At 60.3% G+C, this 18,053-nt stretch carries 19 protein-coding genes; 10 read left to right on the top strand and 9 right to left on the bottom strand.

The window, feature by feature from the left end; genetic code table 11:
* The first annotated feature begins 77 nt into the window (after nucleotides 1-77).
* From DCY11_RS08315 to DCY11_RS08300, 4 genes are all read left to right on the top strand, one after another.
* Entirely contained in the window at nucleotides 78-1,088 is a 1,011-nt protein-coding gene (locus DCY11_RS08315) for a glycosyl hydrolase family 28-related protein (protein ID WP_108682497.1), read from the top strand.
* A gap of 18 nt (nucleotides 1,089-1,106) precedes the next feature.
* Entirely contained in the window at nucleotides 1,107-2,240 is a 1,134-nt protein-coding gene (locus DCY11_RS08310; RefSeq protein WP_245409316.1) for an NAD(P)/FAD-dependent oxidoreductase, read from the top strand.
* A gap of 217 nt (nucleotides 2,241-2,457) precedes the next feature.
* On the top strand, nucleotides 2,458-2,976 hold the full coding sequence (locus DCY11_RS08305; protein ID WP_108682496.1) for a hypothetical protein: 519 nt from the start codon (nucleotides 2,458-2,460) through the stop codon (nucleotides 2,974-2,976).
* 9 nt (nucleotides 2,977-2,985) lie between these two features.
* Entirely contained in the window at nucleotides 2,986-3,366 is a 381-nt protein-coding gene (locus tag DCY11_RS08300) for a hypothetical protein (protein ID WP_108682495.1), read from the top strand.
* Between the two features lie 143 nt (nucleotides 3,367-3,509).
* Here the strand turns inward: DCY11_RS08300 and DCY11_RS08295 are convergent, their stop codons facing one another.
* Nucleotides 3,510-3,704, bottom strand: coding sequence for a transcriptional regulator (locus DCY11_RS08295; RefSeq protein ID WP_245409315.1), 195 nt, complete (start codon nucleotides 3,702-3,704; stop codon nucleotides 3,510-3,512).
* A gap of 111 nt (nucleotides 3,705-3,815) precedes the next feature.
* Between DCY11_RS08295 and DCY11_RS08290 the strand changes: the two genes are divergently transcribed.
* From DCY11_RS08290 to DCY11_RS08265, 5 genes are all read left to right on the top strand, one after another.
* Nucleotides 3,816-4,319, top strand: a complete 504-nt coding sequence (locus tag DCY11_RS08290) for a siphovirus Gp157 family protein (RefSeq protein ID WP_108682493.1) — start codon at nucleotides 3,816-3,818, stop codon at nucleotides 4,317-4,319.
* Nucleotides 4,319-5,494, top strand: coding sequence for a Rad52/Rad22 family DNA repair protein (locus DCY11_RS15745; protein ID WP_208430434.1), 1,176 nt, complete (start codon nucleotides 4,319-4,321; stop codon nucleotides 5,492-5,494). The genes DCY11_RS08290 and DCY11_RS15745 overlap by 1 nt, the downstream gene beginning before the upstream one ends.
* Nucleotides 5,491-5,802 carry a hypothetical protein gene (locus DCY11_RS08275; protein WP_159079892.1) on the top strand — a complete coding sequence of 104 codons (312 nt, stop codon included), beginning with the start codon at nucleotides 5,491-5,493 and terminating at the stop codon, nucleotides 5,800-5,802. Before DCY11_RS15745 ends, DCY11_RS08275 begins: the two co-directional genes overlap by 4 nt.
* 111 nt (nucleotides 5,803-5,913) lie before the next feature.
* Nucleotides 5,914-7,488 (top strand): sulfatase-like hydrolase/transferase, encoded by a 1,575-nt coding sequence (locus DCY11_RS08270; protein WP_159079891.1) that lies wholly within the window; start codon nucleotides 5,914-5,916, stop codon nucleotides 7,486-7,488.
* A 128-nt stretch (nucleotides 7,489-7,616) separates the two neighbouring features.
* Nucleotides 7,617-8,564: a metallophosphoesterase gene (locus DCY11_RS08265; RefSeq protein WP_108683743.1), complete on the top strand. Its 948-nt coding sequence runs from the start codon at nucleotides 7,617-7,619 to the stop codon at nucleotides 8,562-8,564.
* Here DCY11_RS08265 and DCY11_RS08260 read toward each other — a convergent pair.
* The 7 genes from DCY11_RS08260 to DCY11_RS08230 form a co-directional block, all read right to left on the bottom strand.
* Nucleotides 8,558-9,046, bottom strand: a complete 489-nt coding sequence (locus DCY11_RS08260; protein WP_108682490.1) for a CDP-archaeol synthase — start codon at nucleotides 9,044-9,046, stop codon at nucleotides 8,558-8,560. The genes DCY11_RS08265 and DCY11_RS08260 overlap by 7 nt on opposite strands.
* A 111-nt stretch (nucleotides 9,047-9,157) precedes the next feature.
* The gene (locus tag DCY11_RS08255; protein WP_159079890.1) at nucleotides 9,158-10,378 is read right to left on the bottom strand and encodes an NAD(P)/FAD-dependent oxidoreductase; all 1,221 of its coding nucleotides are present in this window, start codon (nucleotides 10,376-10,378) and stop codon (nucleotides 9,158-9,160) included.
* 247 nt (nucleotides 10,379-10,625) lie between these two features.
* The gene (locus DCY11_RS08250) at nucleotides 10,626-10,865 is read right to left on the bottom strand and encodes a phosphopantetheine-binding protein (RefSeq protein ID WP_108682488.1); all 240 of its coding nucleotides are present in this window, start codon (nucleotides 10,863-10,865) and stop codon (nucleotides 10,626-10,628) included.
* The gene (locus DCY11_RS08245) at nucleotides 10,858-11,730 is read right to left on the bottom strand and encodes a ketoacyl-ACP synthase III (RefSeq protein WP_208430433.1); all 873 of its coding nucleotides are present in this window, start codon (nucleotides 11,728-11,730) and stop codon (nucleotides 10,858-10,860) included. Before DCY11_RS08245 ends, DCY11_RS08250 begins: the two co-directional genes overlap by 8 nt.
* A 79-nt stretch (nucleotides 11,731-11,809) precedes the next feature.
* Nucleotides 11,810-12,427 (bottom strand): hypothetical protein, encoded by a 618-nt coding sequence (locus tag DCY11_RS08240; protein WP_108682486.1) that lies wholly within the window; start codon nucleotides 12,425-12,427, stop codon nucleotides 11,810-11,812.
* Nucleotides 12,424-13,038, bottom strand: a complete 615-nt coding sequence (locus DCY11_RS08235; protein ID WP_159079889.1) for a DapH/DapD/GlmU-related protein — start codon at nucleotides 13,036-13,038, stop codon at nucleotides 12,424-12,426. The genes DCY11_RS08240 and DCY11_RS08235 overlap by 4 nt, the downstream gene beginning before the upstream one ends.
* A 344-nt stretch (nucleotides 13,039-13,382) precedes the next feature.
* Entirely contained in the window at nucleotides 13,383-15,314 is a 1,932-nt protein-coding gene (locus tag DCY11_RS08230) for a DegT/DnrJ/EryC1/StrS family aminotransferase (protein WP_159079888.1), read from the bottom strand.
* A 380-nt stretch (nucleotides 15,315-15,694) separates the two neighbouring features.
* Here DCY11_RS08230 and DCY11_RS15510 point away from each other — a divergent pair, with 380 nt between their 5' ends.
* Nucleotides 15,695-16,468 carry a sulfotransferase gene (locus DCY11_RS15510; RefSeq protein ID WP_159079887.1) on the top strand — a complete coding sequence of 258 codons (774 nt, stop codon included), beginning with the start codon at nucleotides 15,695-15,697 and terminating at the stop codon, nucleotides 16,466-16,468.
* Between the two features lie 201 nt (nucleotides 16,469-16,669).
* Here the strand turns inward: DCY11_RS15510 and DCY11_RS15505 are convergent, their stop codons facing one another.
* Nucleotides 16,670-17,650 carry a hypothetical protein gene (locus DCY11_RS15505; protein WP_159079886.1) on the bottom strand — a complete coding sequence of 327 codons (981 nt, stop codon included), beginning with the start codon at nucleotides 17,648-17,650 and terminating at the stop codon, nucleotides 16,670-16,672.
* Between the last annotated feature and the right edge of the window lie 403 nt (nucleotides 17,651-18,053).

The raw sequence follows: 18,053 nt of genomic DNA, 5'->3' as shown, positions 1-18,053 counted from the left end.
AGCGGTGTTCATGTCATATTCAGGGTCGAGCGTGTTAAATGCTCGTCAGTGCATAAGAGGGATCACCACAGACAGCCTTGACCAGTCTTGTTCGGATAAGCGCCCTTCTGATTTTCTCCCTGGCCATCCTGCCGTTCGGCCAGGCTGACGCTGCGCCCTACAAGGGCTGCAACGCGCGCCCCACGTCCAAGCTGACAGTGAACGTCAAGACGACCGGCGCGAGGGGCGATGGCCGTACCGACGATACGAAGGCCATCCAGCGCGCCATCGACAAGGTCGCCGGCACGGGCGGCACCGTCTATCTCCCTGCCGGGACCTACATGGTCCGCGCCGAACGGAACCGCAATCTGGCGCTCAAGAGCAAGATGACGCTGCGGATGGCCAAGGGCGCCACGATCAAGATGTTTCCGACCGCCGTGGCGCGCTACGCGGTTCTGAAGATCGCCAACGCCGAAGACGTCAACGTCATCGGGGGCACGCTCCAGGGCGATCGCCAGAACCACAAGGGCCGCGGCGGTGAATGGGGCATGGGCGTCTTTATCGGCAACAACCTGGCCCAGCGCATAACGATCTCGGATGTCCGCGCCCGCAACATGTGGGGCGACGGCTTCTATGTCGGAAACGGCGACGACATTTCCTTCTGCTCGGTCATCGCCGAGAACAACCGGCGGCAAGGCCTGTCCATCGTCGCAGGGAACCGCATCTTGGTGTCGCGATCGGTGTTCCGGGACACGCGCGGCACGCGCCCCGGCGCGGGCATCGACCTCGAGCCCGACAAGCCGCATCAGAAGATCACGGATGTCCGCATCGAGAGCTCGGTCTTCGTCAACAACGAAGGCGGCGGCATCATCATCGCCGGCAAGAAGGCGCGCATCTCGCGCGTCCAGATCCAGAACAATGAATTCGACGGCGCGCGTCCGCTGCTTATCGAGTACGCCCCCCGTGTTGCCGAGAGCCACATCTGCAGCAACCGCTACAAGCCGTTCAGGCGCGTCGACATGAAGATGTTCGAGAAGGTGGCGCGCCCCAAGCACACGATCGGTATGCAGAAACCCTGCAAGGGCGCGGCGCAGAGACGGCTCTGGTAGCTTCCGCGCGCGGCACCGATGGACGCCCCTCTGGACAAAGTTGAGACAACGGTCGTCGGCGCAGGGGTCGTCGGGCTCGCCATCGCGCGTGCCCTCGCACTGACCGGCCGTGAGGTTCTGGTTCTGGAGCGCGGCTCCGGCATCGGCCAGGAGACATCCTCGCGCAACAGCGAAGTCATCCATGCCGGCCTCTACTACCCCTCGGGCAGTCTGCGCGCGAAATTCTGTGTCGAAGGGCGCCGCGCGCTGTACCGATATTGCGAGGAGCGCGGCGTTCCCCACAGCCGTTGCGGCAAACTCGTCGTGGCGGCAAACGACGAAGAAGTCCCTGCGCTCGGGGCACTCCATCAGCGCGCCCTCGCCAACGGGGTCGAGGCAGTCGAGCTGATCGACAGATCGCGCCTCGAAGAGCTGGAACCCGCCCTAGCGGGCACGCGGGCGCTTCATTCCGGGTCAACCGGCATCGTCGACGGGCACGCCCTCATGCTGGCCTACCAGGGAGACGCCGAGAACGCCGGTGCGCTGGTGCAATGCGCGGCGCCGGTCCTCGGTGGCTCACTTGTTGGCGGATCACTCGAAGGCGGAGCAACTCGGCTGAGCATCGGCGGCGACGACCCCACCGAGATCGAAACCCGGCTGGTCATCAATGCCGCGGGGCTCAGCGCCTGGGAGCTCTCACGGAACCTTACCGGTCTCGACCCCTCGACCATCCCGCCCCGCTACCTCGCCAAGGGCTGCTACTTCACCCTGACAGGCCGGGCGCCCTTCCGTCACCTGATCTACCCCGTGCCACCTGAAGGTGGCCTCGGCACCCACCTCACCTTCGATCTCGGCGGACAGGTGCGCTTCGGCCCCGATGTCGAGTGGGTCGAGGATGTCGACTACCGCGTCGACCCCAGCCGCGGCGCGGCGTTCTACGGCGCCATCCGCCGCTACTGGCCGGGTCTCCCGGACGGCTCGCTGGAGCCCGACTACGCCGGCATCCGTCCCCGCACCTACGGCCCGGGGGAGCCCGCGGCGGACTTCGTCATCCAGGGGCCCCGCGAGACGGGGCACCGCGGCTACGTCGCCCTCTACGGCATCGACTCCCCCGGGCTCACGTCGTCGCTCGCGATCGGGGACCACGTCGCCCGCCTCGCCTCGGGGCGCTGATTTCACTCAACAAATTTGGGTTCGTTTTGCGAGACGGCCGCCCCGAGACGCAAGTCAGCGACAAGTACAACTAGTAGTTATTAGGGTGCCTCGATGTGGGGGCACCAACATCGGAAGTATCTCTCGGCGCTCTGATCGACCGAAGAACAAAATAGATACAAAATGCACTCTCGGGACAAACTTCGGGGGAGCAACTCCGTTGCCAACAGATCGACAGATGGAAGCTAACCAACTCAACGCCCGCCGCAGCACCGGCCCCAAGACGGCGGCCGGGAAGGCACGCTCACGGATGAATGCGCTGCGGCACGGGCTGACGGCCAGCAGCGTCGTCATCCCCGGTGAGGACGCCCACGAATTTGAGCTGCTCCGCGCCGAGCTCGTCGGACACTTCGCGCCGCGTTGCGCCCTCGAGATGGAGCTCGTGGAACGCCTCGCGGTAACCTTGTGGCGGCTTCGGCGGGTGCCGATCTACGAGGCAGCCGTCCTTAGAGCACGCGAGGTTCAGTGCGAAGAGTTGGGGCGACTTCGGAGGCATCTGCGGGACGGCGGCTGCGCCCCCCAACTAGGCTCGCTGGGGGAGTCCCTCATCCACGACGCGAATTATGGTGACGCCGTAAGCAAGCTGGGGCGCCACGAGACCAACCTCGTGAATACGTTCGAGAAGACGCTCAGTCAGCTGACGGAACTCCAGGCGACACCTCAACGCCACGCAACCCTTGAGCTCCTGGCTGCCTAATGAGCTGCCATGTCTAAGTTGCACCCCAAGCGGGCACCGAAGGATGCCCACCCGGAGTACCGTCCGGAATTTGCGCACCAAGCCCTAAAGCTTAGCCAGCTCGGGCTGAGCGAGGAGGACCTCGCCTACTTCTTCGAAGTCGAGCCGCGTACCGTTGCGGGATGGATGCGGGAGCAGCCGGAATTCCGCTCCGCCGTCGAGATAGGCAGTCTCGACTGCGTGTCAACGGTGGAGCGCGAAACGGTGCGCAACATCTGCGGCTACTTCGCGACTAAGGAGCGGCTTACCAAGGGCAAAGTTGTCACGCTGAGGTACTGGGTCCCTGGTGACCCGGACGCCGGGATGAAGTGGCTTGCGCGGCGGGCACCGGACCGGCTCCAGCCCTCCTGAGGACGTCGGTCGACGACTTGCGGCGCCGTTGGCGGTAACGCGAAACCAACCACGTGTGGAACCCCTCTCGAGAGACACACGCGCGCGGAGACCCACAGTCCAGATGGTCAAACACTGCACCTCCGGCGGCAGCTTGAGGGAGGCTATATGTTGCTCCGCAATCGAACCCCAGGACCTTTCTCGCCATCGGCACTGATGAATTCGACGCCAGCTGTTTCGAGCGCGCTTTGTATCTTCCAAAAGGTACGTGCGGAACCGGTGAGGTCCCGTGCAGATTCGATACGCTTCAGGGTCGATATGCCGACGTCCGCCAACCTCGACAGTTCCTCCTGTCCCATGCCGAGCAAAGCCCGAGCCGCTTTGATTTGAGCGGTGCGTATCATTTTCTATTGACCAAAAGGTTTAGTATTGGTACTAAAAGTACCATTACTGGAACTTGGAGTACTATAATGCACAATGTGCTCTTTGCGGAATGCTCGCAGTATCAGCGGCTAAAGACTGACTTGCTTGCGGCCTTTCCTGGGCTGGACGACGAGACATTGCAGGACACCCTCGAAGGAATCACCGAACTGCCTGACATGATAGCCGCACTGGTCCGCTCGGCACTAGTAGACGAGGCGCTTCAAGGTGGCCTCAAGGTGCGCATCGAGGAGATGCGGCAGAGGCTCACCCGCCTAGAGGTGCGCTCACAGAAGAAGCGTCAGCTCGCCCTCGATGCGATGACTGAGGTCGGCCTCCCCAAATTAGAGCAGCCCGACTTCACGGCGTCGGCGAGAGCGGGCTCACCGTCCCTCGTGGTCGTCTCAGAGGGCGACATCCCGGAACCCTACTGGGTTCCGCAGCCGCCGAAGCTCGACCGGCAATCTCTCCTGAGTGAATTGAAGCGCGGAGCCTCTATCGAGGGAGCGCAACTCAGCAACCCGAAGCCGGTGCTCACCGTGAGGACGAAGTGATGACGTTCACCGACACCCAAATCCGTCAGCTTCGGGCGAAGCTCGACCCGAAACACATCCGGACGCGGAACGCCGACGGCGCAGAACTAAGCTACCTTGAGGGGTGGCACCTCATCTCGGAGGCCAACCGCATCTTTGGCTTCGATGCGTGGGATCGGAGGACGCTCCGCAACAGCTGCATCTGGAGCGGCAGCAGCGGGGAGTTCTTCGTTGCGACGTATGCCGCGAAGGTGCAGATCTCCGTTCGCGCCGCCGAGGTTACCATCGTGCGGGACGGCTCCGGCTGCGGCACCGGGCGGTCGCGCTCCCGGGGTGACGCCCACGATCTCGCGCTGAAGGCTGCCGAGACCGACGCCACGAAGCGGGCGCTGTCGACATTCGGGAACCCCTTCGGTCTCCCCCTCTACGACCCCAACCAAGGCGGCGTCCGGAAACCCAAGAAGATGGAGGCCGACGAGACGCCACCATCTTGGACGCTGCAGCCACTCGATGGGCAGCCGGCGGTGACGCTGGGGAAGCCGAGCGACTTCGTGGAGGCCCTCCGCGAGGCGATGAGCGCCGCCCCCGACATCGAGAGCCTCTTCGCGCTGTGGGAGCGTAACGTCGACGAGGTGCGCTCAGTGAACCGCATCCTGCGGCAAGGACACCTCACGAAGTCGGGCGCCGCACCTCAACTCGTGGAGCACCTCAAGCGGTGCGCCGTCGCCCTCGCGCAGCCACCTCGCGACTCCGGGGCGTCGGAGCCGGCTCCAACGACGGCGCACAAAGCCAACGGGGCGCGCCGCCCCAAGGTGGACAAAAGTGTCCTCACGATCGCAGAGCCGCGGCGGATACGGAACAAGGAGCACCTGAGGTACGTCGCGAGCCAACCCTGCGTCGTCTGCGGCCGGCGGCCGGCGCACGCCCACCACCTCCGCCACGCGCAATCGAGGGGAACCAGCCTCAAGGTGAGCGACGAGTTCACGGTGCCCCTTTGTGCCCTCCACCACGGCGACGTCCACCGCGTCGGGAGAGAGGAGAACTGGTGGCGGGGGTGCAAGATCGATCCGCTTCCCATAGCGCGGACCCTCTGGGAGGGGACCCTCCGGCGCGGCGAGCGCAACATGATCGGCAGCTCAGCCAACTTGCCCGAGAGCGGCGACAACGGCGTCGAGGGCACGGAGGTACGCCCGTGAACCCGACTTCAGCCTTCTTCCACGCGATGGCGCCCATCCTCACAGCGAACCTCCTCACGGTGCTCCTCCTCTACTGCTTCGCGGGCGTCAGCAGACCGGGAGCCCGAGGGCACGAGGGCTACCTCACGCAGCTGTGGCTGATCACGATGGTTCTGATGTTCGCGCTCTACGGCTTCTACACCTGGCGGCACGCAGCCGGCGAATGCTGCTGGGTGGAGCCAGGTGTAAAGGCGACGTCGAGCCCCGACGTCCGGCGGCTCACCCCGCGTCCCGATAACGCGACTGAGAGACCCAAATCGCAATTCTAGAGCCGCCGCCTGACGCCACCCAACGAGGAGACTTAGGGGGTCTAGCAGGCCCCCTGGTCGACGCCGCCGAAAGGGAATAACCTGCCGCCGGTGATGAGACGCCGTCGCACAATGGCTGCTGTCGCGGCGCTGGCGCTTCTTGCGGCGGCGGCGCTGTGGTGGCGCGGCGGCACGCAACCTCACCAGCTGAACATTATCTTCCTGACCGTGGAGAGTTGGCGCGCCGAGACGGCGGAGCCGGGGCGCATGCCCAACCTCTTCCGCGCCGCGGCGGAAGGATCCCGCTACGTCAGCCACCGCGCAATCTCAGCTTGGACAGCCCCGAATATCATCGGCATCCTGACGGGGCTCTCGCCAATCGAGCAAGGCGTCCACGCCCGGGGGCAGTCGATCGACGCCGAGCGCGACGTCTTCCTTGAAGATCTATCGGCAAACGGATGGCAAGTCGCGGGCCTCCAATCCTTCATGGCAATCGACGTCTTCCGAAGTCTCGGTCTAACGGTTGAGCCGAAGACGGACCCCTTCGCCTGGCTCGCGGCGCGATCTCACGCGAGCAAGCCGTTCGTGCTGTGGCACCACTACCTGAATACCCATCTCCCCTATGCGCCGTCCAAAGAATACCGCGGCCCGTATAGCGAGCTTGCTGAAGAGCTCGACTCCCCAGCACGCGCCCGACTTGACGTCGTTCAGACGTCGTCGACCATCCCGACCGGCACCGTCGCCTTCGAAGACGGCGATATCCCCGCGGTGCGGGCACTCTATCTGGGCGGCGTCGCGGAGTTCGATGCGTGGTTCGGGAAGTTCTGGGAGTTCTTCAATCGGTCGGGGCTCCGCGACACAACGATACTGGTTGTCACCGCGGACCACGGCGAGGAGCTCTTCGAGCGCGGCAACGTCGGTCACGCCTCGACCACCCGCGCCGGTCACCTCCACGAAGAGATCTTGCGGGTGCCGCTGTTCATCTGGCGCCCCGGGCAGCGCGGCGGAGCCGTGGTCGAAGAAGCGACGGACCACACGGATATCGTTCCAATGCTGCGGAGCCAACTCGGGCTGCCCCCGCGGCAAAAGGCTCCCGATGATGGCTACTATTTTGCCGCGACAAGTCTGTCCGGCTACACGGAGGCCAACCCCAGTGAGCCCTCGGGCTTCGAGGCGGCGCTCATTCAAGGCAGCTGGAAATTGCGGCTCCGCCAGCTAAGGGATGGCCCGGCCGTGCCGCACCTGTATGACCTGGACGCCGATCCGGATGAGCGCAGCGACCTCGCCGAGGCGGAGCCGGACCGCGTCGCCGCGATGAGCCAGACGCTTCTGCCGAAGCTCTTGTCGCTATGGCGCAGAGCAAGGACCGATCAATCCCCCTCGACGAGTGTCGACGTCGCGCGCCCCGAATGGACCACCCCGAGCGCGAGCCGCACCGTGCGCTACGCCGACATCGCAGATGGGGCACGTCTGCAATGGACGGGCGACCCATCCGGCCAATACGTCGTTGAATATCGCGCCGGTGACGGGCCGTTCGCCCTCGATGGGGTGCTCGATGTTTCGGGAACGACAAAGGACTTCGGCACCGTCGGTGAATTCTATTGGCGCACCTGGGTGGCGCCCTATCGCCAGATCAAGCTCCGCGTAATGCCAGAGGGACGCGAGCACCTCGCAAGCAAGTGGATTGAGCTGACATTTGAGCCGTGAGGGTGGCGGCGCCGCGGTTGCTTTGATCAATCTCATGTGGCTCTCGCTGCGCTCCTGGTAGGGTGTCTATCTAACCCCTCCGTATCGGACCGATCCGCGCCGCACGCCGAATGGACGTAGAAAGTCAGATGTCAGAGAACCGAATTCTGAAGCTGCTCGAGCAGCGCCTCGGGCGCCGCCACGCGCGGCAGCGTCTCGGCGTCGAGAGCGACCACGAGGCGCAAGTCTTCGGGCAGGGCATCAACTTCTTCCACATCGAGAACATGCCGATCGGCGCCGCGATCATCCGCGCGGCGCTCATGGTCAGCGGGCTCTATTGGCGCGGCCGCCGCAACGCCACAAAGGTCGTCGTGAGGCACAATGTGATTTCGTCGCCGCACGTCCCGAAGGCGTTCGACGGCTTCACCATGCTTCAGATCAGCGATCTCCATGTGGAGTACAGCGCGAAGGCGATGGCTGAGGTGGTGAGGCTCGCCGGCGACCTCACCTACGACATCACTCTTCTGACAGGTGACTACAGAGCCAAGACCTGGGGGCCGTACGACGCAGCGTTGGACGGCACGAGACGGGTGTGCGGCGCGCTACGGGGACCCGTCTACGGCGTCCTCGGCAATCACGACACCGTCCGCATGCTCCCCGGACTGGAGGAGATGGGCATCCGGATGCTCATGAACGAGGCTGAGACGCTCACGCGCGGCGAAGACCGCATCCATCTCGTTGGGGTTGACGACGCCCACTTCTACCGCGCCGACAACATCGAGAAGGCCGCCGGCGGCATCCCCCACGAAGACTTCTCGGTCCTCGTGACGCACACACCGGAGATCTACCGGCAGGCGGCCCACGCGGATTTCGATGTGCTGCTCAGCGGCCATACCCACGGGGGACAGGTCTGCCTACCCGGCGGCGTTCCCTTAACCCTCAGCGCCGTCTTGCCGAGGGCGTTGGGCTCCGGTGCGTGGCGGCACCACGGCATGATCGGATATACGGCGGCGGGTGCCGGGTCGTCCGTCGTTCCGGTCCGCTTCAATTGCCCCCCGGAGATTACCCTTCACCGCCTCCGGCGCGCCGATCAGTAAGGCGTATCCCGCACGTTTAGCTTGAACAGAAGGCGCGAGACGACAACGCTCCCCACAAAGAACAGAGCGGTACCCACCAACACATCGGCAGCTGTGACGGGGAGCAGCCATCGCGCCGCAAGAAGCGGCAAGAGGGCCTCCGGGATTTGATCGAGGCCGATCGCCTGGCTGCTGGGGGGAAGCCCGATGCGCCGCTTCAGGAAGCTCGACACGAGATCCCCGGCCATCGCGGTTCCCGCGACCACCAAGCCGACAGGCCAACTCAATCCAATCAACAGCGCCACGACAGGCGTCAGGAGGACCGAAAGCAATACGCCGCGGGCGGTTTTGGATGCACCGAGCAGAGGCCCGCCATCGGGCAGCGTGACGCCGCCATCCAGCGGCCACGCCGTCGCCGGCCCGAGCAGCTTCTTCGCGAAGACCGGGATCGCATTCGCGACTGCGATCAGCGTGAGCAGCTGAAGTAGCAGGAGTGGCTGCATGTCACGGACGACGCGCTCTGTTGATGATCGGAACCAACTCGTGAGGCTACCAGATATTCTTGAAGCAGCGGGTCGCAGCAGCCCATCGTATGCGAAAACTGCGGTACCTCGTCAGGCAAACATCGTCCGGAGCGCGAGCCGGTAGAGCGGCGTTCTGCCGACGCCGCTCTCGTTGCCCATCATGTACTCGATGCAATCGCAGCAGAGGTTGGGGTCTCTCGCCCCCGCTCGAAGCATGCGGTCGAATAACACCGGCCGCTCGAGGAGCTTCCGGAGGTAGTAGTTGCCGCGGAAGTGTCCGGTGAATGTGCGCCGAAAGACGCGCTCGTACTGCAGCAATGCTCGGGCCCTAACTTGCTCGGTCTTCGCTGCGCGCGCGAGCCCGCGTCCCAGCAAGAGCCCTGCCTCCATGCCGTAGAAGATGCCCTCGCCCGTCAGCGGGTTGATCATCGAGGCGGCGTCGCCGATGAGCGCCGCCTGAACCTTGGGGTAGGCGAGCGGAGGCATCTGCGAGGCGAGCGGCAGGATTTGCGAGTGCCGCGTGGCCTCGTCGTAGGCGAGGGTGTCCGGCAGCAGGCCCTTGTAGGTTTCGAGGATCTCCCGCAGGTGCCGCCCATCGGCCTTGTAGGTCGGCGTGTCGCAAACAAAGCCGACATTCACCGTGCCAGAGCCCGTCGCGAAGTTCCAGGCGTAGCCTGGGATGGGCAACTCCTTCTCCACGTTGAGTTCCTGCCTCGCGGAATACGGCTCCTCTGCTTGCGCGAGGATACGCATCGAGACCGAGACATGCTTGTCGTGATTGAAGGGCTGGCCCAAGAGACGCCGCACCCGCGACGTCGCCCCGTCGGCGCCGATCAGAACGTCCGCCGTCAGCGAGCATAGCTCCCCCGTCTCGCTCTCAGCGAGGTCGAGCCGCCAGCGGCCGTCCGCGTACTCGGCGCCCTCGAGGCTCCATCCGGTCCTGTCGGCACAGCCGTGCTCGACCGCGGCGGTCATGAGCGCATGATCAAACTCCGTACGCCGGATTACATAGCCGAGCGGCGACTGCCCCGTGATCTCGCTGTCGTTGAGCGCCATGCGCCCGCCGAGCGGGCTCGTCATCACCATCTGGGTGACGCGGCGGTATCCGTCGAGGATGTGTTCGAGGTCCAGCGCCTCGAGAACGGTAATGACCCCGGGGCCGATCCCGTCGCCGCAAATCTTGTCCCGCGGAAATCGCGCCCGATCGATCAGGATGACGCTGGACGCCCCCTCTAGCAGCAGCGCATTGGCGCACGTCGATCCTGCCGGACCTGCCCCCACAATCGCAAAGTCGTAGTGCGATCTCAACACCTCAGTGAACCTCGTACTAAAACAAGATATCTTGGAGCATATCAGAAGACGGTCACGTCCTAGCGCCGGAGATGGCGTCGTATTGGATTGGCGCCAGCATTGCTATGAAGTCTGAGGAGTCCGCCCGGCGCTGAGCCCCATGCCGATAGCATCGAAAGTCGGGGTCTCCAGATCCGTACCTCCACCCCCATGATACAATTCGGCAGGCGGTACGTCCTATGATGCCCAGGCGACGCAGCCGCCAAGGTTAGGCATTCGCCACAATGAATGCGTGATAGTCCCGCAGAGAGTTCAGAGTCTCGGCCTCCTCATCGGAGATCTTGAGATCGAACTTATCTTCGATGCCGAGCAGGAGGCCGGAAACATCGAGGCTGTCCAGCCCGAGATCGGCGAGTGGCGCATCGAGCTTTTCGTTGGAAACCTCCACGGTGGGAGCGATCTCGCCGAGGATCTCCGTAAGGCCCTGATAAATGTGATCGTCAGTCATTGTGATCCTTCGTCAATACCATCGATGCGCATGAAAGCCCGACGCCAAATCCGCAGAGCAAGATCCTTCGGGCCGATTGATTCGCACCAGCCTCGAGCATTAGGGGAATCGACGACGACACCGTATTGCCGTTCTCGGTGATCCCGAGCGGGACTTTCCCAGCGGGAACCCCGAGTCTGCGCGCAATCGTCTCGACGATGTATCGGCTGCCCTGGTGCAGGAGGAAGAGATCTATGTCTTCAAGTTCAAGCCCTGTTTCATCGAGCAGGTCTCGGATTTGAGCCGTTCCCGTCTGAGCGGCGAAGTTGAACACCGCGCGTCCCTGCATTTCAAGCTTCCCGCTGGGCTTGACCGCGAGAGCGCCCCCATCTTTTCCCATTGTCGATAGTCGCGCGCCACCGATCTGGAGATCAAGACCGCCTCCCGCTTCGGCGGGAACGATCCAGCTTGCCGTCGCGGCATCGCCAAAGAGCAACGCCGTGTCCCTGTCGTCTGGATCGACGATCTTGGAGTATGGATCCGCCGTGACGAGCACGGCATTACGCGCGTGTCCGGCCCGCAGCATCGCGTCGACGACGGTGAGGCCGTAGACATAGCCCGAGCACCCAAGGGAGATATCGAAAGCCGCGCATGTCTCGGGCAGACCGAGTTTCCCGTGCACGATGGCGGAGGTGTGCGGCAGACCATGTCCGTCCGGATTCTGGGTGCAGAGGATCAGCAAGTCGATCGCGCTCGGATCGAGCCCCTTTTCGAAAAGCTTTCGCACCGCTGCGACGGCGAGATCGGACGTCTCCTCGCCTTCGGCTCTGATAGGCAGGCTCACCGCACCGATCTTGTTTCGGACGAATTCTTCGCCAGTTTTCATCCGAGCGGCCCGTTCCAAGTTGTCGATCCGGGTCTGAGGAACGTAACTAGCAACGGCACGCAAGAAGGAACCGGACATTTCAGGCCTCGATGGCATTGAAGGCGATTTCCCCAACCACTTGGCCGTCTACGGCGACCGTAGACCGTGACGCGCGCTTACCGACGAGCGGCCCTAGCTGCACCTCATATGTCGCTTTGCCGACGTCGCCGATCGCCGCGGGGAGCGCAAGCCGAGTTGCCAGCCAGCGAACATCCTTATCGACGCTTGTGAGGTGAAGCTTCTTGGTCATGGCGACAATCAGCTCGATGGGCGTCGCGGCGAGTGGGCCGTCGAACCGGGCGACGTCCCCATCGATTTGCACTGCTGAATTTAGGCTGCTCTCCTTGTCCTCGTATCGCCCTACCGCCGGCTGGCCGCTCTCGACAAGGACATAGGACAACCTCCTGTCGTCGCGGCTTGCGATGACCTCGGCAAAACGCCCGGGGCGATCACGTGCCTCGTCCAACGGGACAAGAAGCGGCGCCTGGTCGGTCAAGGCACGAAAATTCATGCGCATCGACCAGTCCGCTTTGTCGGCGTCGCCAAAGAGCGCTTCCACACAGGCGTTCCACAGATCTGCGCTCTGTAGATAGTTGCGGGTTCCCTTAAAGCCTGTCGGCAGCGGGACCGCAGGCGGTGCAAGGGGCAAGTCGGTCATCGCTCAGGTCCTGCCGTGAGACGGCCGCGGATTGGTTTGGCTGGAGACCCAAAAAGATTGGAGGCGGGAGGCGCACTGCGCAGTACGACGCTTCCCATACCCACCTGCGTGCCCGACCCCAGTGTGACGTTGTCGCGGACCTGCACGCCCATACCAAGGGTAACGCCGTCATCCAAGACTGCATGTCCCCCAATCAGGCAACCAACCGACATCCATACTTTTTCGGCAATCGCAGCGCCGTGACCGATGTTGCAGAGGTTACCGACTATAGTGCCGGATCCGATCCGCGTCTCATCCAGCATCGCACGCATTACGACAGCGTTGGCACCAATCTGGCAGTCTTCGCCAATCACCGTCAGGCCAAGATGCGGCTGGGACAATACATCCCCCGATAGCTGAAGGTGCACCGCGATTCCAGCCTCGCCGATGACCGCGCCGGAGCGTACCTCGGTGCGCGGGCCGATCACGGTACCACGACGTATGATAGCGCCGGCGCCGACCTTTACACCGTCGCCCAGGCGCACGTTTTCTTCTACGAGCGCAGTTTCGTGCACCTCCGCCGTCCCGCCCACGGCTGGGGCCACCTGCATCATCATACTTTCGTAGTCCACCGCGTCGCTCGCCGCGAACTCCTCCGAAAGGCGGATGAATGCGGCGCGCGGGTCCGCCGTGATCAGACGTGTCGATGACGGGATCGCTCCAGCATTATCCGGCGTGCAGAGGACGGTACACGGCCTCGCAATCGCGGCGGCGTGGACGCGCGGCGACGCTAGCGAACAATAGGCTAGGCCGTTGTCGACTGGAGCTCCAAATGTCGTCAGAGCCGCCACACATGCCTCGGTTGTGCCGTCAACTCTGATGTCGAACGCTGGTTTAAGCAGCGAAGCGATCTCTGAAATCGGAACCGGGTTTTTCAGAAGCGCAGGCAGAAGATCGCTCCACTCGCTCGCGTTGGCTAGACTTTCGACCTGGAGAGCACCGACCCCAGAACGGCCTCGATCTCCATGCGATCGACATTACGCATGTCAGGGTGACTTGGAATATTGATTAGCCGATCGAAGATGGAGCCCACCTGAGGAAGTTGGGTTAGGGGCTTGTAATATTTGCCGAGCACGAATCGGTCGTTCGCAAGCGCTTCGATCGGGACAGGATGTGGTGCGAGGAACGGCCGGCTCATCACCGGGAGGTGACTCGATAGAAGCGGCTCGAGACCAACGTCCTCGGCGATGAAGCCGATCCGTGTGCTTTGCATGTGATACAGCGGCGCCCATTCGGGGTGTGATTCCAGACGGACGAGGTGCGCCGCGCAAGCGTTCTCCGACAGCTTGCCATTGTTCACCCAGAACGGTTCGGCTCCCTGTTGCATTGGCGAATATTCAAGCAGCTGAAGCAAATCTTCCGCCTCGTCTTCTGGGACGACAGCTAATCCCCCTTCACCGAATCCATAGGGCTTTGTGTGATGCAAACTAAAGGATTGGTAGGCGATATCGGGAATGTTGGGATTGATCCCCGCGGCATTGTCGACAAGTAGGGCCTTGCCTGTCTCCTTTTGCCAGCTCGTGAAGGGGCTGAAGTCCTCCAGCATGCCAAAGGGATTCGTGAGGATCACACCGTCGAAGGTTCCCGGATCAAGCGATTGCAATGCTTGGAGCGAAAGAACTCCCCGCCCGTCGCAGTCAATCTTGATGGCGTCCAAAAGTGCACCACGGCCCGTATTTGCGAACCCAAAGGCGCTTACACACCATCGCAGCGGGTTGCCCGCTTTCCGTGCGTGAAGGTTGGCAAGCGCTGTAAGAGCCATGCCTCCGTTGGCGCAAGGGACGACACGTTTCCCCGATAGGTTTCTAAAATGCGTTTCGTAAGCACGCCCGAGCGTGTGCCAGAGCGGTCCCCGGTTCGCCCAGCGATTGTAGCGGCGAGAGCTTTCGAGGAACTCCGCCTGACGCGAGAAGTCCAGCGACTTTCGTTCAACGAACGAAACCTTGCCGTCCTTCTCCACGGGCTCGAGCTTTGCGTAGTCGGCGGAGACTTCGGCAAAGATACGTTCGACGTAGTCGAGGCGCGCCGTCTCGGGTACCTCAGCGCCCGGTATTAGTCGATTGTGGCACCGTGCGATTTGACGCCGGTACACTTGGCCCCACGGCCGCGAAAATAGATCTCTTGGCGTAGCGATTGAAAACGCCAATCCGCCATCCACCCACCGTGTCTCGGGATAACGGGACCGCAGACGCAAGATGAAGTACGGCGCCAAGGCGCCTGCTTGCATAAGGACGACCGCACCGAAGGCCGTGTCGCTGTCGAGCCAAGCTGCGATCTCGTCTTCGGTCTCGTCCCTCTTGGAGCGCGCCTGCTCAGCATGTATGGGGATGAAATCGGCGCTTCTAAGTGCCGGGATTTGCCGGAGTGCCTCGATGTTGTCGGGGCCGACGATGAGGACCCGCCTCTTCTCCAGCTGCGCAAAAAACTCGCCGATCCGTCCGTCCATCACGGCCTTCTCAAGAAGCAGCCCATCAGACAATCGAGATAACATCTTCGAATAGGGGCCAAGGATAGACTGTGAACGCTGAGGGGAAAACGGAGCGCTGAGGATTTGCTCGTCATAGGGCCAAGCTGAAAGCTCCAAACCGATGTGAAAAGCAGGGTCGTCCTCGATGGCTGCCGCTTCCAAGAGTTGGATTAGCTGTGGAACGAAGCCGGGCTCGAGAAGTGCTGTCCGCCCCGCAATCCGATCCGCTTCAGACCAATTGTCTCGCGCAACACGTTCGGGTCGCCTGGCATCAGCGTCGCCGAGAAGTTCCCAAGAACCATCTTTGATTGTCGTGTAGCTGAAGCTTGGCTGTGACACGAATGCAGAAAGGAAGTCATCGAAGCTGGCGAGGTCGCGCATGGTGGTGGCTACACTATGAGACGGTTGTGACCTCCTACTCTTCCTCTTCGCCTTCGTCGAGTCTCCAAACTTCATCGAACTTCTCCCGCCGCGTTGAACGCCGGGTAGACCCGGACAAATGTCGCCACGAGATTTGAAAACCGGGCTCGCGCACAAATCTCCTTATACTCACGCCCTCATCCCTATAGCTTCGCACGAACTGACGGCTTTTTCGGCTCGACGCATCCAAATGCATCACATCCACTCAAACCATCGGTCAAGGTCGCGACGGGCAAAAAGGTTAGTCGCGAACGAAAGTCCGGTGGACGCAGCGCGCTTGCAAGCGTGCTAGGTCGGATGCATGTTGCTGTTGGAGTATCCATCCACGAGGTATTGAGTTGATGTTGCGCAGGTTTAGGGAGCGGCGAGAACAACGTCTCATAGACAAAGACTTATCTAGTCTTATTGGTCGCGATGAGACAGCCTTACTTAATTATCTTCGCGAGAAGAATGCCAATCGCCAGAGCTTCGGAAAGATTTTTTGTATTGGCTATAATAAGACAGGCACAACAAGCCTGGAAGCAGTTTTGAAGGGCCTCGGGTTCCGAATGCCCGACCAAGCTTTTCAAGAGAGGCTTGCAAGCCATGTTCTGGTCTCGGGCAAATACGATGTTCTGAGAGGTTTGGTCGAACACTACGACGCCTTTCAAGACCTGCCGTTTTCACAAGAGAACGCGTACGTAGCGCTGGATGCAATGTTCCCCGACAGCAAGTTCATTCTGACTATTCGCGATCCCGACTCGTGGTTTGAGAGCCTCTTAGAATTTCACAAAAACGTATTTGGATTTGACAATGTTGACGATCTGTCACCTGACTACTGGCATGGGGCAAAGTATTTACATAATAATTACGTATTTGAACAACATCGACGCCATGTTACAAAAGTCAACAATGGTCATGTATTCGAAAATTGGGCTGACCTATATGATAGAGACTTTATGATATCGAGTTTTATTTCCAGAAATAACGAAATAATTAGGTATTTTCGCGATAGACCCTCAGATTTTCTTTGTCTTGATGTAAGTCAGGAGACAGACACGTCCAAGGTATGCTCTTTCTTACATGTTGATAAAGACAACATTACGGAATTTCCTCGATTGAACGCACGATACTAGATACCAGCCCCCATCAAACAGCCATTCCAGCGGGCTCCAATTTAAACCGCGAGCCTGCTCGGCGGGGTCAAGACTTTGGCTCCTGAAACCGATCTTCAGACGTTCGCCGTGGACTCGTCCGGTTGGCGCCAGAACCAACAAACAGCGGACATCAAATGGCAGATGAGCGATGTCAGCCCCAACACTTAGCGCGAGCATGCTTCAGCACTTATTGCGAGCCTGACGAGTTATTTCTTCTTGTGCGGAATATACAAGCTCAAAAATATACTTCTTTTCGCTAGGTCCCAAAAATCTATCAAGACTCGAAGCTTCTATTTTGCTACGCCAGTGCGTATATTGTTTATCGAACACATATTTATTATTTCCGAAAAAAAGTTCTATATTTTTTTCCTCATACGATCGGTACCTTGCATAAATTTCATCCAACTCTGCGACAGTAATGGTTGAAGCGTCTTCATGAGCGTCAGAGTGATCGCGCAATATCCGGTCTTTTACTATTCGCCTCACGGCAATATCGCGAGTTAAACTCAATGCATAATATAGCTTTTCAGCGATTTTCAAGCTGATAGAGGCATTTTGTATGCTTACTCCCTGGAATCGGTAATTATTGCAACCAATTATACCAAAAAAATCACTTTCTATGCTGCCATTATGAAAGAGTCTTCTTTCAAATGGCCTCACAACAACATTATTTCTTCCTATAATGTCTATAAGTTCTAGCAGAAGATGGTGCGTTGAGGCGTATGCCTTCTGGCGATCTAAATATTCAATAAAACTACTGTACTTTGGTTCCAGAGATGAATCCGATAGATACATAGAAGCGAAGGTGTAGAATGAAGTATAATATGAAACGATTTCTCGTACGTAACAAATAACCTTTATCCTAGCCTTGCGGCGATAACGTCTAACAAATTCCACACATATATTATTTCTATTATGGCATAAGTCTTCGTCAGAAATAATGATATTTTCAATAGTGCTGTTATTTATGAAGCTATCCAAATAAAGGTGAACAGCTTTCGGAATTGATTCTCCTGGTGCATGCGAGTTGGATGTGCAGCGTCCCAAATAATCGATATTGATTTCCTTAAGTACTTGCTTGTTCTTTAGCATTAGAGCTTGCAAGTAGGTGGTCGCTGTCTTGTGGGCGCCGATGTGCACGAAAACAGTCTTTGTGCTCATAGAGAAATGTCTCAAGGTTGTATTAGCGTGGGCATTAGTAGCCTGCTGGAGGATCTGTAATTGTGAGCCCAAAATTGACTTCGAAGCAACTGGAGGTTCGGAGAACTCCTTGGGACCTTCCTCTGTCCCCTCAATGCAAAAGCTCGATATTGCCTAGGATCGAGTTCGCGGCTCTCGAGTGGAGTTCCATGATGCGCGGAGAAGGTAACGGGGGTTGGTTTGGTATGCACGTAGTATACAGATGCGATAGGTAGGCTATCCTGATAATCGTCACCGGCTCCGCGGGCATTATCGGCTGCCATACGGCCAAGGCATAGAGCAGAACAAAGGCGTGAGTTCGAGGCTCGGCGCGCTAGGCAAGGTTGATTAGGTTCACACTCGGGAGTTCGTCACAGACCTCGCC

Origin of the sequence: Methyloceanibacter sp. wino2 (assembly GCF_003071365.1) — a bacterium.
Lineage (GTDB): Bacteria > Pseudomonadota > Alphaproteobacteria > Rhizobiales > Methyloligellaceae > Methyloceanibacter.
This window is presented reverse-complemented; position numbering and strand designations above follow the sequence as displayed.

What these genes read in the sequence shown, in the direction of transcription:
- DCY11_RS08245 (WP_208430433.1), bottom strand. Translation starts at nt 11,730, where the DNA reads ATGAAAACTGGCGAAGAATTCGTCCGAAACAAGATCGGTGCGGTGAGC.
- DCY11_RS08230 (WP_159079888.1), bottom strand. Translation starts at nt 15,314, where the DNA reads ATGCGCGACCTCGCCAGCTTCGATGACTTCCTTTCTGCATTCGTGTCA.
- DCY11_RS08270 (WP_159079891.1), top strand. Translation starts at nt 5,914, where the DNA reads ATGGCTGCTGTCGCGGCGCTGGCGCTTCTTGCGGCGGCGGCGCTGTGG.
- DCY11_RS15745 (WP_208430434.1), top strand. Translation starts at nt 4,319, where the DNA reads ATGACGTTCACCGACACCCAAATCCGTCAGCTTCGGGCGAAGCTCGAC.
- DCY11_RS08265 (WP_108683743.1), top strand. Translation starts at nt 7,617, where the DNA reads ATGTCAGAGAACCGAATTCTGAAGCTGCTCGAGCAGCGCCTCGGGCGC.
- DCY11_RS08300 (WP_108682495.1), top strand. Translation starts at nt 2,986, where the DNA reads ATGTCTAAGTTGCACCCCAAGCGGGCACCGAAGGATGCCCACCCGGAG.
- DCY11_RS08305 (WP_108682496.1), top strand. Translation starts at nt 2,458, where the DNA reads ATGGAAGCTAACCAACTCAACGCCCGCCGCAGCACCGGCCCCAAGACG.
- DCY11_RS08295 (WP_245409315.1), bottom strand. Translation starts at nt 3,704, where the DNA reads ATGGGACAGGAGGAACTGTCGAGGTTGGCGGACGTCGGCATATCGACC.
- DCY11_RS15510 (WP_159079887.1), top strand. Translation starts at nt 15,695, where the DNA reads ATGTTGCGCAGGTTTAGGGAGCGGCGAGAACAACGTCTCATAGACAAA.
- DCY11_RS15505 (WP_159079886.1), bottom strand. Translation starts at nt 17,650, where the DNA reads ATGAGCACAAAGACTGTTTTCGTGCACATCGGCGCCCACAAGACAGCG.
- DCY11_RS08290 (WP_108682493.1), top strand. Translation starts at nt 3,816, where the DNA reads ATGCACAATGTGCTCTTTGCGGAATGCTCGCAGTATCAGCGGCTAAAG.
- DCY11_RS08240 (WP_108682486.1), bottom strand. Translation starts at nt 12,427, where the DNA reads ATGACCGACTTGCCCCTTGCACCGCCTGCGGTCCCGCTGCCGACAGGC.
- DCY11_RS08310 (WP_245409316.1), top strand. Translation starts at nt 1,107, where the DNA reads ATGGACGCCCCTCTGGACAAAGTTGAGACAACGGTCGTCGGCGCAGGG.
- DCY11_RS08260 (WP_108682490.1), bottom strand. Translation starts at nt 9,046, where the DNA reads ATGCAGCCACTCCTGCTACTTCAGCTGCTCACGCTGATCGCAGTCGCG.
- DCY11_RS08250 (WP_108682488.1), bottom strand. Translation starts at nt 10,865, where the DNA reads ATGACTGACGATCACATTTATCAGGGCCTTACGGAGATCCTCGGCGAG.